This window comes from Xenorhabdus szentirmaii DSM 16338 (assembly GCF_002632585.1).
GTDB lineage: Bacteria > Pseudomonadota > Gammaproteobacteria > Enterobacterales > Enterobacteriaceae > Xenorhabdus > Xenorhabdus szentirmaii.
In genome coordinates this window covers 1,528,837-1,544,295 of record NZ_NIBV01000001.1, presented here as the reverse complement: position 1 = coordinate 1,544,295, position 15,459 = coordinate 1,528,837, and the positions used below count along the sequence as shown (strand labels likewise).

The following is a 15,459-nucleotide window of genomic DNA, read 5'->3' as shown; positions in this document are numbered from 1 at the left end:
GCGCTATACACCGTTATGCCCTATAAAAAGGGCATAACGGTATTATTGCGAAAAACTTACTGGCGCTGGATCGTTTTGATGATATTTGTTGTTGAAATACCATCCTCAAAGTTCAGCACCTTCACTTCTCCACCAGCAGCCCAAACCTCTTCGCTACCCGCAATCTCTTCCGGTGTGTAATCTCCTCCCTTGACTAAAATATCCGGTAAAATGCCCGCAATTAAGCGCTGGGGAGTATCTTCTTCAAATGCAACTACCCAATCCACAGATTCCAGCGCAGACAAGACAACCATGCGTTGTTCCAGTGGATTCACCGGGCGGGTTTCCCCTTTCAGCCGTTTAGTGGATTCATCACTATTGACGGCAACAATCAAACGATCGCCTAATTTTCGGGCATTGGCGAGGTATGAAACATGCCCTGCGTGGAGGATATCAAAACAGCCATTGGTCATGACAATACGTTCACCACGTTGGCGAGCCTGTGCAACCGCATCTTTCAACTGAGATTCGCTCATCACGCCGAATCCGGTTTCTGCGCGTCCGCGTACTGCATTTTCCAATTCTATCGGGGAAACCGTGGAAGTTCCGAGTTTACCGACGACAACACCTGCCGCCGCATTGGCAAGATAGCAAGCTTCATTCAGTGGCTTGCCCGCAGCCATGGCAGCGGCCAGCACACCAATCACGGTATCCCCTGCTCCCGTGACATCAAAAACCTCTTGTGCCTGCGTCGGTAAATGCAGAGGTGGCAATCCCACCCTCAATAAGCTCATTCCGCGCTCAGAGCGCGTTATCAGCAACGCTTTCAATTCCAGATCCTGTACCAGTCTGGTTCCTTTCTGCACTAAATCATCATCATCTTTGCAAGGCCCCACAACGGCTTCAAATTCTGACATATTCGGCGTCAGCAAGGTTGCGCCACGGTAGCGCTCAAAATCACTGCCTTTCGGATCAATCAATACCGGCACATTGGCATCGTTCGCCAGTTCAATCATTGCCTGAACCTGACTGAGTGCACCCTTGGCATAATCTGACAGAATCAATGCCCCAACCTGTGGAAGGCATTGATGAATTTTATCCAGCATCGGCTGAGCATCAACATTCTGGAAACCTTCTTCAAAGTCCAGACGGAGCAATTGTTGATTGCGTGACAGGACACGCAATTTCGTTATGGTTGGATGAGTCGGAACAGGCACAAAGTCACATTGGACTTTCACATTGCTGAGTTTTTCAGTCAATGCCCGAGCGGCATCATCAATACCAGTCAGACCAATCAGACGTGAATTCGCCCCCAGTGACGCGATATTCATGGCAACGTTAGCCGCTCCCCCCGGACGTTCTTCAATGTTTTCAACCTTAACCACAGGAACCGGCGCTTCCGGTGAAATGCGGCTGGTTGGGCCATACCAATAGCGATCCAACATCACATCGCCAACAACCAAAACACCTGCGCGGTGAAAATCAGGGAGTATTATTTTCATCCCATGCTCCAAATATCAAAATAAATTGTTGCGGATATTACCATACTCAAACCAGATACCAGCAAGCCCCATCAGGAGAAACAGGTATTCTGGCAATATCAGTTCCCCAGCCATTTCTGCCAACTATCACGCACCAATCTCTGTTGCCGGCCGAAAAATTCAGCCGGGACACAGCTAGGTAATGCTTGCAAAGCGAGATGATGCAATTCATCACGCATAGTGATATAAGCCTGCGTCAGCGCCATCGCTTCCTGCTCATCCATAATATGGCAACGGGCCATTAACTCGAAAATTCGCACATTATCAGACCAACGTGTCAGCTCAGCATTTTCAGGGGCATACCTCAGCACTTGGTACTGTGCGATGAATTCAATATCCGTGATCCCCCCTGAATCCGCCTTGATATCAAATTGATCTGATTGATGGCTGCCTAAATGCTGATACATCTTTTCCCGCATCTCCCGGACTTGTTGGCGCAAAACGGCCGGATCACGGGGAAGACACAACGTTTGACGGCGGATACGTTCAAAATCCTGACGCATTTTTTCGTCACCAAACACCATGCGTGCCCGGGTTAACGCCTGATGCTCCCATGTCCACGCTTCATTTTTCTGATAATCATCGAAAGCCTCGAGCGTGCTGACCAGCATTCCCGACGCGCCGGATGGGCGCAAGCGAGCATCAACCTCATACAATATTCCCGATGCCGTCCGGATACTGAATAAATGAATAATGCGCTGGGCAAGGCGTAAATAAAATTGGCGGGCTTCAATGGCACGGTGACCATCGGTCATCACCCCCATCGGGCAATCCAATAAAAAAACCAGATCCAAATCTGAACCATACCCAAGTTCCCAGCCTCCCAGTTTACCGTAACCGATAATGGCAAAACCCAATCCCTGCCGCTGGGATAAATGCTCAGGAGTACCATAGCGTTTTACCATCTGCCTCCAGGCTTGCTGCACCACCGCCTCAATAATGGCTTCTGCCAGATAAGTCAGATGATCACTCACTTTCATCACCGGCAATGCGCCGGCGATATCTTCCGCCGCGATCCGCAATAATTGTGCCTGTTTAAATTGACGCAAGGCTTCCAGCAATTGTTCCTCATCGTCCTCAGGAATACGCAGCAGATATTGATAAAGCTCATCGCGATACGCTTCCATGGGCAATGGTTGATACAACGCTTTTGGATCAATCAGTTCATCCAGCAGCAGCGGATGGCGGGTAAGCTGGCTGGCAATCATGGGAGAAGCGGCACACAGACGAATGACATGGGTCATGACCTGCTCTGATTCCAGTATCAGCTCCAGATAAGTTGTCCGGCTGACAATACTGAGCAACAGGGAAATAATCCGCTCCAAAACAGTATTCGCATCTTCCCGCTCCCCAAGTTTTGCCAACAAGCGAGGCATCAGATGATCAAGTACATCCCGGCCCCTCGGGCCAATAGTGCGCTTACTGATGTCTTGCCGAAACAGAGCAATCACATCAATCATTCTCTGGGCCATGCTTTCGTTAAGATGGGGGATCAGATTCATTAACTCATCATGATCCAGCCCCTCCTGCCATAAACTCTTAAACGGCACATGGCTGACATCCCGACCATTCTCCTCAGCCTCATCACCAATGAACTGATCGAAAATAGCCCGCACCGCAGCCATTTTTTGCTCAGTTTCAGCCATCAATTCATCCCAGCGGGCAAACCCCATCCCCCAGGACAGGCGAGCCTGATCCAGCTCATTGTTCGGTAAGGTTTGCGTCTGTTGGTCATGAATGGATTGCAGAAGGTTTTCCAGTCGACGTAAGAATAAATAACTTTCTTTAAGTTGCCCGACGGCTTCGGAAGGTAATAACGACAGGGCTTCGATGGCTTTTAATGTCAACAGCAATGAACGGGATTGCAAGCTTGGCTCTCTTCCCCCACGGATCAACTGAAAAACCTGAGTGATGAATTCAATTTCACGTATCCCCCCCGCCCCCAGTTTTATATTGTCTTTCAACCCCCGGCGCCGGACTTCCCGCTCAATCATGCCCTTCATATTGCGCAAGGATTGGATCACACTGAAATCAATATAGCGGCGAAAAACAAATGGCCGTAACATTTTATGCAATTCTTGGGAATAAGCCCGCTCGTCATTCCCCAAAATGCGCGCTTTCACCAGCGCGTAACGTTCCCAATCACGCCCTTGTTCCTGATAATAATCTTCCAGTGCTGAAAAACTGAATACCAGCGGCCCGCTATCACCAAACGGACGCAATCTCATGTCCACACGATAGACAAACCCGTCAACCGTCTGTTGATCCAGTACCTTAATCAGTTTCTGCCCCAATCGGGTAAAAAACTGGGAATTATCCATCTCACGGCGCCCGCCTTGTGTCACACCATTTTCCGGATAAGCAAAAATAAGGTCGATATCAGAGGAAAAATTAAGCTCCCCTCCTCCCAGCTTTCCCATTCCCAGAATCAATAACGATTGTGCCACACCTTCGCTGTTGGTGGGGACTCCCCAATCCTGACAACAGCGTTGGTAAAGCCAATCACGCGCCGACACAATCAATGTTTCAGCCAATATACTCAGTTGCTGCAATGTTTGCTCTGTCGAGCTGGTTTGCAATGCCTGCGACCATGCAATCCTGACCAGTATTCTGTGACGAAACTGACGTAAAACCCGCATCAGGCTGGTTTCATCATGTGCTGTAGATAACGCGTGTTCTAACCAAAGGGAATAATGTTGCCACTCCTCCGGTTCGGGCGGTTCCCGACGGATGTCATCCAGCCATGCAGAGTGGGACAATAAATTTTCTGCCACAAAATCACTCAATGACAGCACCGCTTGTTCATGGAGTAATTGCTCATGGGGTAATTGCTCATGTAGCAATGAAGATAATGCTGTACTTTCCAATGGGGGAAGATCTGCAACAATACCGTGTAACTGCCGGACCAGAGGTGATGAAAGTGGCAACATAACTGAATTTTCCTTAAGTACTGTCTATCGGGACTGCATTACCAGACACTGCATTAACGCCAGCTTACATCGTAGCCACAAGGCGCTGTAACATAACTTCCCAGACTCAGCGTCGGCAGCGGATAAAGCCTCCGCCAATTCCGGCAATAAATCGGGCAACAGAGCCAATTCAGGCAAGCCACCGGACTGCTTTTCCGACAATTGCTTTACCCAATCCAGCACCCGGCTCAATGCCGCTTTGGACTCAGGCAACCCCGCCAACCAGCTTTCTTCCTGCTTTTGCCACTGCTTTAATATTTCAGACAAAAGTCCGGTAACTGACTGCTGCCATTCCGGTTCCTTTAAAACACATGGCACTGTTTGCTGTACCAAACCTTGGGCGAGTGCATACCCCCGCGCAGCTTTGCTTTTGTTGGCCAACCGCAACCCATTCTGTGTAGCCAGTTCCGTTGCCAATGACAAAATGTCGCTGACATTACCGCTAACCAACTCCAGCTCAAATTCACAAATGGGGGAAATATCAGCATGGTTGCCAGAACGGATCTCCCCCTGATCCAACACAACCTCAATGTCACTTTGTCCGTAATTCACACGCCATTTTTCACGTGTGAAATCCGTGCGGAATAATTCCGTCAATTGAGACTGTAAACGAACAAGATTTGTATTTTCAGGCCAAATGTGGGCAGGAAACTGCGCCAATTCCAATACCGGTTCAGACAACGGCACATTGAATTCAGGCCGCTGATGCAATCCACCAATGACTTTGCCGGCGGTTTTCATCGTCATTTCATACTGCCCGTCGAAACCACGGATACGCAACCCCATATCCCAACGCCGCAATTGATTGTCTGCCGTCTCAAAATAAATATTCGTTAAATATTGCAGTGAGGTGTAATGATGAGGAAACTGAAATAGTTGTTGGCGAACTGCCGATATCGCATCAGGCTTAACCTCCAGTTTCAACTCAATTTCTACAGAAAGCATACTTTTATACCCCGGTTCCTATAACAGTGTCTTTTATATTCTGTTCACACGTTATTTCGCAAAAACGTTATTTCACAAAAAAAGAAAGGTAAACCACATTAGGGTATTATCTCAACAATCATCACACCTACTTAGCCAAAAAAAACCTAACAAGGGCTGTATTCGGCCAGTTGGGAGCAACCACATTCTGGTTTACTGATTGCACCCGCAAACTTAACTCTTTAGTATCATCCAAGTAGTTTGAATTACGATTGGTACACACACAAAAAAACAGCAGAATAGAGAATGAAAAAACTACATCATTTATTTACCTTACTCTTGCTAGGCCTTTCACTGCCTCTGTCCACACAGGCTGAAGAAAAACGTTACATTTCTGATGAGCTATCAGCCTACATTCGTAGTGGCCCCAGCGTTGAAAATCGCATTATTGGTTCATTGAATTCAGGTGAAGAAGTCACTCTGCTCAGCCCAAAAGCCAAAAATGGCTTCGTGCAGGTCATTGACCACAAGGGGCGGACGAGCTGGATACTCTCAAATGAACTCAGCGACATTCCGAGCTTGCGTGAACGTATTCCCGCCATGGAACAAAAGATTAAAACGCTGACCGATAAACTGACAAATATTGATGATGAATGGAATAAACGCACTGCTGAGTTGCAAAACAAAGTGGCGAACAGCGATCAAATCATCAATGATCTGAAAAAAGAGAACGCCCAACTGCAAAATAAATTGACGGTAGCCGAAAAAAAGGTAGAAATCGCCAATTTACAACTGGATGATAGACAAAGAGAAATTATCTTGCAGTGGTTTACCTATGGCGGCGGCGTGGCAGGCATTGGCCTGATTTTGGGGCTGTTGTTGCCACGTATCATCCCACGCCGCAAAAATAAAGATCGTTGGATGAGCTGATTTAAGGAATTAAGTGTGAAAATCTATTTGGTTGGTGGCGCAGTGCGCGATCAATTATTGAGCCTTCCCGTCACTGAAAAAGACTGGGTTGTCGTTGGAGGCAATCCAGAAGAACTTCTGTCAAAAGGGTATCAGCAGGTTGGGAAAGATTTTCCTGTTTTCCTGCACCCTGAAACGCATGAAGAGTACGCACTGGCACGCACAGAAAGAAAATCCGGTAAAGGATATACCGGTTTCACCTGTTATGCAGCACCTGACGTGACCCTGGAAGAAGATCTACTGCGCCGTGATTTGACCATTAACGCCATTGCACAAACAGCGGATGGTGGCTTAATTGACCCTTACCATGGCGCAACAGATCTCAAAAATCGCATCTTGCGGCATGTTTCCCCGGCATTTTCGGAAGATCCTCTGCGTGTATTGCGACTGGCTCGTTTTGCCGCCCGATTTGCCCATTTAAGTTTTTCAATTGCGCCGGAAACTCAGGCACTCATTACTGCAATCGCAGAGAGTGGTGAATTGTCATCATTAACAGCAGAGCGTGTCTGGAAAGAAACTGAAAAAGCCCTCGCCTTACCATCCCCCGAAATTTATTTTCAGGTCCTGCGTGATTGTGGTGCGTTGGCGGTTCTTTTTCCTGAAATCGATGACTTGTTTAGCATTCCCCTTCAGGAAAAAAAGCAGGCTGAACTTAATGCCGGCCTTCATTCCTTAAGCGTTTTGCAAAAATCAGCACAACTGAGCAACGATATTGATATTCGTTTTGCCTCACTCTGCAACCACATTGGTGCTGCACCGGTGAAACAGATGTGCCAGCGCCTGCGTATTCCCAATACAGCACGTGACTTAGCGATCATCGTGACCCAGTACCATAACTGGGTACATACCGTAGAACAATTATCACCAGAAACGCTGCTGACTTTATTCAATGCCATTGATGTCTGGCGAAAACCACAACGCATTGATCAACTGATCATTTGCAGTGAAGCAGAAAAGCGGGGTTATCACACTGATACAGAAAATATCGCTTATCCCCAAGGCGATTATTTGCGCCGCGTGTTTGCCGTTGCCAGCCAGGTCAGCGTCAAAGAAGTCATTGCCCGTGGATTTCAGGGCGCGGAGATCCGCACAGAATTAGAACGCCAGCGATACATTGCCATTGAAAGCTGGAAACGGCATTTGTCAGATTAATGTCAGATAAGTATTCGGCAATGAACAAAACACCCCGAATATATCCAGCATTCGGGGTGTTTTCGCAACTCATGCCTTAATGACATCGTTAACAAAATGATGTCATTAAAAATAAACTCATTGGCTTATACTCCGCTCAATCACCACACCAACACTTTTTGCATGAACGACAGCGCCCGGTTTACGGACTTTAATCCTGACCCAAGGCGAATGAAATTGATTCAGCAAAATATCGGCCACTTCTTCAGCCACTCTTTCAACCAAAGCAAAACACTGATTTTCCACATGGTTGATGATGGCTTCACTCACTTTGGAATAATCCAAACAGTGCTCAACATTATCACTGGAAGATGCGCGTTTGTTATCCCATCCCATTTCGATATCGAACACTAACTTCTGTTTAATTGTCTGTTCCCAGTCATAAACACCAATCGTGGTAATGACTGTTAATTCTTCAATAAATACGATATCCATCACGACCTTTTCTCCGTTTTTCAGTTCACCAGATACCACTTACGACGAAATGTGCGTATTATCCATTCTTAGACTCAAGAAAACGACACTTACTTAATTGGAGATATCTTATGAGTGCAATCGCGCTTAGCATGATCATCTTCGCGTACTTATTTGGTTCCATCTCCAGCGCGATATTGATCTGTCGTTTAGCAAAGCTCCCCGATCCCCGTCAACACGGTTCAGGCAACCCGGGAGCGACAAATGTACTGCGCTTAGGCGGCAAATGGGCAGCATTAGCGGTACTGATTTTTGATGTCCTGAAAGGATTAATTCCGGTCTGGATATCCTACAGATTGGGTCTTGAACCACTAGAGTTAGGGATTATCGCTATCGCGGCCTGTCTGGGACATATCTATCCCATTTTCTTCCATTTCAAGGGAGGTAAAGGCGTTGCAACGGCCTTCGGCGCCATTGCAGCCATTGGTTGGGATTTGATGGGACTCATCACCGGAACATGGCTGATGACAGTGCTATTGAGCGGTTACTCTTCATTGGGTTCTATCGTCAGTGCACTCATCGCCCCTTTTTACGTCTGGTGGTTCAAACCTGAACTCACGTTACCTGTTGCGATATTGTCATGTTTGATACTCATGCGCCATCACGATAATATCCAACGTCTGTGGCGGGGGCAAGAAAGCCGTATCTGGCAGAAACTGAAAAAGAAACAGGACATGACAGATAAAGAAAAAATGCAAGCCATCAAAGAGCAGGAACAACAAGACGATTAAATCGGTGAGCCCCCACAAGGGGCTGCTTCCCTCCAGCCTATCCGTCGTTCGGTTCTGCTGCGGCCAGTGACAATACCGTCAGTCGATGCAGGTGGTTTTTTGAACTATAATTAACCAGAAAATGATGTGATAACTCTATTTTTACACGTATAAAGATCAGCTTTATCGCTAAATATCTTTAAAAATCCCACATTTTTTGAATCAGGCATTTTTTCAATCAATCGCCATAACGCACTAGATTAACATTGCAAAAACCAATTAACCCATAAAAGGGGGGATTATGAAAGCACTTGTTTATCACGGCACAGGCAAGAAACGCTGGGAAGAAAAAGCATTACCCCAACTCCTTGAATCAACCGATGCGATTGTCCGCATTGTTAAAACCACCATCTGCGGAACAGATTTGCATATCCTCAAAGGGGACGTACCTACTGTAGAAGAAGGGCGGATACTCGGCCATGAGGGTATCGGAATTGTTGAAGCTGTCGGGGGTGCAGTCCGTAATGTCGAAGTAGGTGATAAGGTCATCATTTCTTGTATTACCGTTTGTGGCAGTTGCAACTCTTGTAAGCGTCAACTCTATTCACACTGTGAAGATGGCGGCTGGATCCTCGGGCATAAAATCGATGGCACTCAGGCTGAAAAAGTACGCATACCCCATGCGGATAGCAGCCTGCATCGTTTACCAGAAGGGATCGATGAAGAAGCCGCATTAATGCTCAGTGATATTTTACCTACCGGGTTTGAAATTGGTGTCATCAATGGAAAAGTCCAGCCCGGCGATACCATCGCCCTGATTGGCGCAGGTCCGGTCGGACTTGCTGCATTACTGACATCTCAATTCTATTCTCCGGCACATATCATCATGATTGATGTCGATGATAATCGCCTTCACATGGCACAGCAATTTGGTGCCAATACCATTATCAACCCAACCCGCCAAAACGTTGTGGAAGAAATTCAGAAGCTCACCAAAGGCATGGGAGTAGATGTTGCCATTGAATGTGTCGGTATCCCGGCAACGTTCAAAATATGTCAAGATATCATCACCGCAGGCGGGCATATTGCTAATGTTGGTGTTCACGGAAAATCTGTTGAATTGCACCTTGATGAACTATGGATCAAAAACATCACCATCACGACTGGATTGGTCAACACAAACAGTACACCGATGTTACTGAAAAGCATCCAGTCCAATAAAATATCCCCCGAAAAACTCGTCACTCATCGCTATCCTCTGAGTGAAATTGAAACCGCGTATGAAATATTCGGTAATGCCGCGCAGGAAAAAGCACTGAAGATTGTTTTGACAGCAGAATAAATCTTCAACAAGAAGCAGGAAGGAGAACTTTAACTCATCTTCCTGCCCATCGCCTTCTGCTTTTCATTTTCCATTTAAAAATCAAATAATGCCTTCCCTAAATGACCTCAACAATAAGTGATATCATCTTGTTTTTTATCATAAAGGAATGCACTATCACCTTTTCTTGTCGTTTTATGGATAAAAAAGTGAAAATTAAATCATTGTGCCTCACAGCAATTGCAGCCACTTCAATCATCATCAGTGGATGCCAATCCAACGCTGATGCATTTGCAGCTGATGTTTATGACACAACGCAATTAAACGGAAAACAAGAAACAAAAACAATTAACATCATTTCAGTTCTCCCGGCCAAAATCGCTGTAGACAACAAAAGCAATAGAAATGCAGCCCAAACATTTGGTGCCATCCTTGGCGCTGTCGCCGGGGGCATTGTAGGTTTTACCACAGGTGCCGGCACGCAGGCCGGGATGGTCGCGGGTGCTGTTGGTGGAGGTGCGCTCGGTGCCGCTGCCGGCTCAATGGTAAAAGATAAGGTTCTGGTTGAAGGTGTTTCCCTGACATACAAAGAAAAATCAAAAATCTACACCTCCACCCAAGTGGGCCGCGTATGCCAATTCACCCGTGGTTTGGCGGTTGTCATTTCCACTAAAGCCAATGAAACCCGCATCCAGCCAAATATGGTTTGCCCAGATAAAAAATAACGAAAGTAGGTTATCCATGATTAAGAAAATCTTTATTTCATCTCTGCTGGTCGTGATTTCAACGTCTGTTTTTGCTTCTTCTCTCCAAAGCCAGATTTCCGCAATTGCTCAGGCAGAAAATGAAACCAAAGCGGAAAAACAAAGACAACACGCAGCGCAACAAGCAAAAAGAGAAAAAGCCGCCAGTGCGGAAAGAGCGGAAAGGGAAAGAAGGCACAGAGAAGCGACTGCGGATAAAAAACGCGACCAAGACTATGAAGATGAGTTGCGCAAACTCGATATTGAGATGAAGAAACTCGAATTAGAGAAACAAGCAATCAGAGTAAAACGTGAGAATGATTTCATCGACCAGGAGCTGAAAAACCAAGCTGCAAACACAGATGTTATCCAGTCAAAAGCGGATATTAACCGTAACTTATCATCAGGAGGTAAAGCATGGTTAGAAAGCGAAGGCCGTTCCCGAGAAAAGCAACACAGCGGTTGGTTCAAATAACCCACTGAGATTAACCGAAACTTAAACCACCATTGAAAAAAGCCCAGTTTATCGATTGACTGGGTTTTCTTGTCTGTTTTATCGAAATCAACAATTCATTAATCGAATAAAAAAACGCCATCCCCAATAAGCAACCAATGATAAAAACATGGCATTGATAGCCAGTGATTTAAATTTAAATCTTATCACTTTAAATAACAGAGGAAGAATGAATAGCGCAGATATCGGAGCCGAAACATCTCTGACGTCATCAGCGACCAGTGCACGATGGGCCATACACGCGTTTTTTATTTCTGTGCCATCAATGGTCATAACTCCATTTAGTAACAAATATTGTGATATAAACGACAAAAATATAAAAAGTGATAAACTAAAAAGGCTGAACACACAATGATGCTCAGCCTATATCTCTCTATAATTTGTTTATTATTTTTGCAATGCGGGAAGGTCCGCTAGCAGCCAGCGTGCTTTTACCGTCACACCCAATTCACCTGCCATTCCACCCTGGAAACGGATCATGCCAGCCAGTGCGATCATCGCGCCATTGTCCGTGCAAAATTCAGGGCGGGCATAAAAAGCTTCTCCCCCGAGTTTTTCCATCAATTCTTGCATTTTTGTACGCAATGTCCGGTTGGCACTGACGCCTCCCGCCATAACCAGACGTTTGAATCCCGTTTGTTCCAGCGCACGCTTGCATTTGATCGCCAACGTGTCTACAACCGCATCTTCAAATGCACGGGCGATATCCGCCTTGGTTTGTTCATCTTCAGCAATATCCTGACCGTGGATGTTATTGCGTATCGTATTGGCTGCAAATGTTTTCAACCCAGAAAAACTAAAATCCAACCCCGGACGGTCAGTCATCGGACGTGGGAAAACAAAACGCCCGGGTTGACCTTGCTGTGCCATACGGGAAAGCAGAGGACCACCCGGATAATCCAGGCCAAGCAATTTTGCTGTTTTATCAAACGCTTCACCTGCCGCATCATCAACGGATTCACCCAGCAATTTGTATTCACCGATGCCTGTCACACTAATCAGTTGGGTATGCCCACCTGAAACCAATAAAGCAACGAACGGAAATTCAGGGCTTTTTTCTTCCAGCATCGGGGCCAGTAAATGCCCTTCCATATGGTGTACCGGAATGGCGGGAACATCCCACGCAAATGCCAGAGAGCGCCCGATGGTTGCCCCTACCAGTAATGCCCCCACCAAACCCGGCCCGGCAGTATAAGCAACAGCATCAATGTCTTTATTCGTCAGGCCCGCTTCTTCCAACGCCGCCTGAATCAAGGGAACCGTTTTACGAATGTGGTCACGGGATGCCAGTTCAGGCACAACACCACCATAATCAGCATGCAGTTTGACCTGACTATACAGTTGATTGGCCAGCAGACCGGCTTTGTCATCATAAATTGCGATTCCGGTTTCATCGCAAGACGTTTCTATACCTAAAACTCGCATTGCACTATTCGTCTCGTTTTGTCGTCTCGTCGTTTTGTCTCATAGCGTTCACGTGATCGTGGTGTTCACGTCATTTGTACCCACTATACATTCGTATTCCTCTTAACGGACGCCAGTGTAACACTATCTGTAGAGCACTATCTATCTGTGAAATATCACAGGCTATTTGTGAAGGGGAATGCTATCTGCAATCAACGCCCTGTGGCTTATTCTCCTATTTTATGCCCATGCCGCCGCATTTATTACAGGCTGGCTATTTTTTCTGTTTAGTCTATAATCAATCCCCTACTTAAATATTCTGTGCGGTTAATGTTAATAACGCTGACGTCAGGTTGCTGGTTTGGTAAGCAAAAAAGCCCCCTACCATCAGCAGCATTATCGGTTTCAATTCGCCTCGGCACTTTACAAAGCCGTGTCCATTGAAGTAAAATTCCGCACCATTTTAAAGACGGCTGGCACTATCCCGCCAGCGACAAACCCGATTTCTATTGAGGTGAGAGGCACATGCCAGTAATTAAAGTACGTGAAAACGAGCCATTTGACGTAGCACTGCGTCGCTTTAAGCGTTCTTGCGAAAAAGCAGGCGTATTAGCAGAAGTTCGTCGTCGTGAATTCTATGAAAAACCAACGACTGAGCGTAAACGCGCGAAAGCTTCTGCTGTTAAGCGTCATGCTAAGAAGCTGGCTCGTGAAAACGCACGCCGCACTCGTTTGTACTAATCCTTGCGGTCAATCCGCTTAGTGGTTGAATTAACAAACTACTGCAGTTAAAGGCCGTGCTTTCCCAGAGAAAGCGCGGCTTATTCTCGTTCATCAACAGGCGTAAAAGGGCTTATGGCTGGACGAATTCCACGCGTATTTATTAATGATTTGCTAGCAAGAACCGATATCATTGATTTGATTGATGTCAGGGTGCCTCTCAAAAAGAAAGGCAAAAATCATCAAGCGTGTTGTCCGTTTCATAATGAAAAAACCCCTTCATTTACTGTTAATGGCGATAAACAGTTTTACCATTGTTTCGGTTGTGGCGCACATGGTAATGCCATTGACTTTTTAATGAATTATGACAGGTTGGATTTTGTCGAATCCATTGAAGAACTGGCAGCAATGCATGGGCTGGAAGTTCCCTATGAAACGACGGGCTCAGGCAACGGTCATATCGAACGCCACCAAAGGCAGAACCTTTATCAGCTGATGGATAAGCTTAATAGCTTCTATCAGAACGCATTGAACGCATCTGGTGCACAGTCGGCTCAACGATATCTGGCTAAACGCGGGCTCAGTGAAGAGGTCATCCAGCGTTTTGCTATCGGCTTTGCTCCAAGTGGATGGGATAATGTTCTTACTCAATTTGCTCACAATGAAGAAGAACGTAAACAGCTAGATGATGCTGGTATGTTGGTCACTAATGACCAAGGCCAGACTTATGACCGTTTCCGTGAGCGAGTCATGTTTCCCATTCGCGATCGCCGTGGACGAGTGATTGCGTTCGGTGGCCGGGTTTTGGGAAATGCGCTTCCCAAATATCTTAACTCACCGGAAACAGAAATTTTCCATAAAGGTCGTCAGCTATATGGCCTTTATGAAGCCCAGCAAAAACACAAATCACTCACAAAGCTATTGGTGGTTGAGGGTTATATGGATGTTGTCGCACTGGCTCAGTTCGGCATTGATTATGCGGTAGCATCATTGGGAACATCAACGACAGCTGAACATGTACAATTGCTTTACCGGACGACAGATAATGTCATCTGTTGTTATGACGGCGACCGCGCAGGTCGCGATGCCGCCTGGCGTTCACTGGAAACCGCATTGCCCTATCTGAATGATGGCCGGCAATTACGTTTTATGTTCTTGCCTGACGGAGAAGATCCTGATTCATTGGTTCGCAAAGAAGGGCGGGAAGCATTCGAACAAAGAATGGAAAAAGCGCAGACTTTATCTGTATTTTTGTTTGAATCATTATTGCCACAGGTTGATTTAAGTACCCCTGAAGGAACGGCCAAGCTCAGTTCACTGGCAATGCCTCTGATCAGTCAAATTCCCGGGGAAACATTACGGCTTTATTTGCTTAAAGAGCTTGGGAATCGGTTAGGCACACCTGATACAACACAATTGGAACGATTTTTGGCAAAACTTGTCAAAAAAGATACTGGTACCTATCAGGCGCTAAAACTGAAACCAACGACAATGCGAATTCTTATTGCATTGCTTATACAAAATCCGCATTTAGCGACATTAGTTCCTTCATTACAGGGAATGTTTCCGGCTCAAATAGCGGGGTTGCCGTTATTCATAGAGCTTGTCGACACGTGCCTTGCCCAACCCGGTCTAACCACAGGGCAACTTTTGGAGCAATATCGCGATAATAAATACGCAAAACAGCTTGAAAAACTCGCGGCATGGAACGATATACAAATAGAAGAAATTGCTGAAAAAACTTTCAGTGATGCGCTGAATCATCTTTTTGCATCCGCTCTTGATGAACGCTTTAACTTTCTGATGGCCAAAGAAAGAACAGAAGGGCTGACACCAGAAGAACGCAAAGAGGTTTGGCTGATTTCTGAATCTGGCGCGAGGAAATAAGGACCTGCTTCAACAAGATATATTACCTGATTCACTGACTCAATACATTGTGTATGTAATATAACATGATGAAAATATAGCTTGATGAAACAGGTTTTAAATCAATATATAAC

14 protein-coding genes are annotated in these 15,459 nt (G+C 46.1%); 8 read left to right on the top strand and 6 right to left on the bottom strand.

Annotated features, from left to right (window positions below):
- Nucleotides 1-56 precede the first annotated feature (56 nt).
- From hldE to Xsze_RS07105, 3 genes are all read right to left on the bottom strand, one after another.
- Nucleotides 57-1,481, bottom strand: a complete 1,425-nt coding sequence (gene hldE, locus Xsze_RS07115; protein WP_038236524.1) for a bifunctional D-glycero-beta-D-manno-heptose-7-phosphate kinase/D-glycero-beta-D-manno-heptose 1-phosphate adenylyltransferase HldE — start codon at nt 1,479-1,481, stop codon at nt 57-59.
- A 98-nt stretch (nt 1,482-1,579) separates the two neighbouring features.
- Complete coding sequence (gene glnE, locus Xsze_RS07110; protein WP_038236527.1) at nt 1,580-4,450, bottom strand: bifunctional [glutamate--ammonia ligase]-adenylyl-L-tyrosine phosphorylase/[glutamate--ammonia-ligase] adenylyltransferase; 2,871 nt, start codon at nt 4,448-4,450, stop codon at nt 1,580-1,582.
- A 24-nt stretch (nt 4,451-4,474) separates the two neighbouring features.
- On the bottom strand, nt 4,475-5,434 hold the full coding sequence (locus Xsze_RS07105; RefSeq protein ID WP_038236530.1) for a CYTH domain-containing protein: 960 nt from the start codon (nt 5,432-5,434) through the stop codon (nt 4,475-4,477).
- A 285-nt stretch (nt 5,435-5,719) separates the two neighbouring features.
- Between Xsze_RS07105 and Xsze_RS07100 the strand changes: the two genes are divergently transcribed.
- Together Xsze_RS07100 and Xsze_RS07095 are read left to right on the top strand one after the other, a co-directional pair.
- Nucleotides 5,720-6,343 (top strand): TIGR04211 family SH3 domain-containing protein, encoded by a 624-nt coding sequence (locus tag Xsze_RS07100; RefSeq protein WP_038236533.1) that lies wholly within the window; start codon nt 5,720-5,722, stop codon nt 6,341-6,343.
- Between the two features lie 15 nt (nt 6,344-6,358).
- Nucleotides 6,359-7,534, top strand: a complete 1,176-nt coding sequence (locus tag Xsze_RS07095) for a multifunctional CCA addition/repair protein (RefSeq protein ID WP_038236536.1) — start codon at nt 6,359-6,361, stop codon at nt 7,532-7,534.
- A 117-nt stretch (nt 7,535-7,651) separates the two neighbouring features.
- Here Xsze_RS07095 and folB read toward each other — a convergent pair whose 3' ends face one another.
- Complete coding sequence (gene folB / locus Xsze_RS07090; RefSeq protein WP_038236539.1) at nt 7,652-8,008, bottom strand: bifunctional dihydroneopterin aldolase/7,8-dihydroneopterin epimerase; 357 nt, start codon at nt 8,006-8,008, stop codon at nt 7,652-7,654.
- Nucleotides 8,009-8,118: 110 nt separating this feature from the next.
- Here folB and plsY point away from each other — a divergent pair, with 110 nt between their 5' ends.
- The 4 genes from plsY to Xsze_RS07070 all read left to right on the top strand — a co-directional run bounded on the left by plsY (nt 8,119) and on the right by Xsze_RS07070 (nt 11,296).
- Nucleotides 8,119-8,778 (top strand): glycerol-3-phosphate 1-O-acyltransferase PlsY, encoded by a 660-nt coding sequence (gene plsY / locus Xsze_RS07085; protein ID WP_038236542.1) that lies wholly within the window; start codon nt 8,119-8,121, stop codon nt 8,776-8,778.
- Nucleotides 8,779-9,058: 280 nt separating this feature from the next.
- Entirely contained in the window at nt 9,059-10,099 is a 1,041-nt protein-coding gene (locus tag Xsze_RS07080; protein WP_038236543.1) for a zinc-dependent alcohol dehydrogenase family protein, read from the top strand.
- Nucleotides 10,100-10,287: 188 nt separating this feature from the next.
- Nucleotides 10,288-10,803, top strand: a complete 516-nt coding sequence (locus tag Xsze_RS07075) for a hypothetical protein (RefSeq protein ID WP_051462359.1) — start codon at nt 10,288-10,290, stop codon at nt 10,801-10,803.
- A 19-nt stretch (nt 10,804-10,822) separates the two neighbouring features.
- Nucleotides 10,823-11,296: a DUF5384 family protein gene (locus Xsze_RS07070; protein WP_038236855.1), complete on the top strand. Its 474-nt coding sequence runs from the start codon at nt 10,823-10,825 to the stop codon at nt 11,294-11,296.
- Between the two features lie 87 nt (nt 11,297-11,383).
- On the opposite strand, the gene Xsze_RS23310 is transcribed toward Xsze_RS07070, so the two are convergent.
- Together Xsze_RS23310 and tsaD are read right to left on the bottom strand one after the other, a co-directional pair.
- On the bottom strand, nt 11,384-11,608 hold the full coding sequence (locus Xsze_RS23310; protein WP_051462346.1) for a DUF2645 family protein: 225 nt from the start codon (nt 11,606-11,608) through the stop codon (nt 11,384-11,386).
- Between the two features lie 114 nt (nt 11,609-11,722).
- Nucleotides 11,723-12,760 carry a tRNA (adenosine(37)-N6)-threonylcarbamoyltransferase complex transferase subunit TsaD gene (gene tsaD / locus Xsze_RS07060; protein ID WP_038236550.1) on the bottom strand — a complete coding sequence of 346 codons (1,038 nt, stop codon included), beginning with the start codon at nt 12,758-12,760 and terminating at the stop codon, nt 11,723-11,725.
- Between the two features lie 504 nt (nt 12,761-13,264).
- Here tsaD and rpsU point away from each other — a divergent pair.
- Together rpsU and dnaG are read left to right on the top strand one after the other, a co-directional pair.
- Nucleotides 13,265-13,480, top strand: a complete 216-nt coding sequence (gene rpsU, locus Xsze_RS07055; RefSeq protein WP_001144069.1) for a 30S ribosomal protein S21 — start codon at nt 13,265-13,267, stop codon at nt 13,478-13,480.
- A gap of 114 nt (nt 13,481-13,594) precedes the next feature.
- Entirely contained in the window at nt 13,595-15,346 is a 1,752-nt protein-coding gene (dnaG, locus tag Xsze_RS07050; protein WP_038236552.1) for a DNA primase, read from the top strand.
- Nucleotides 15,347-15,459 lie beyond the last annotated feature (113 nt).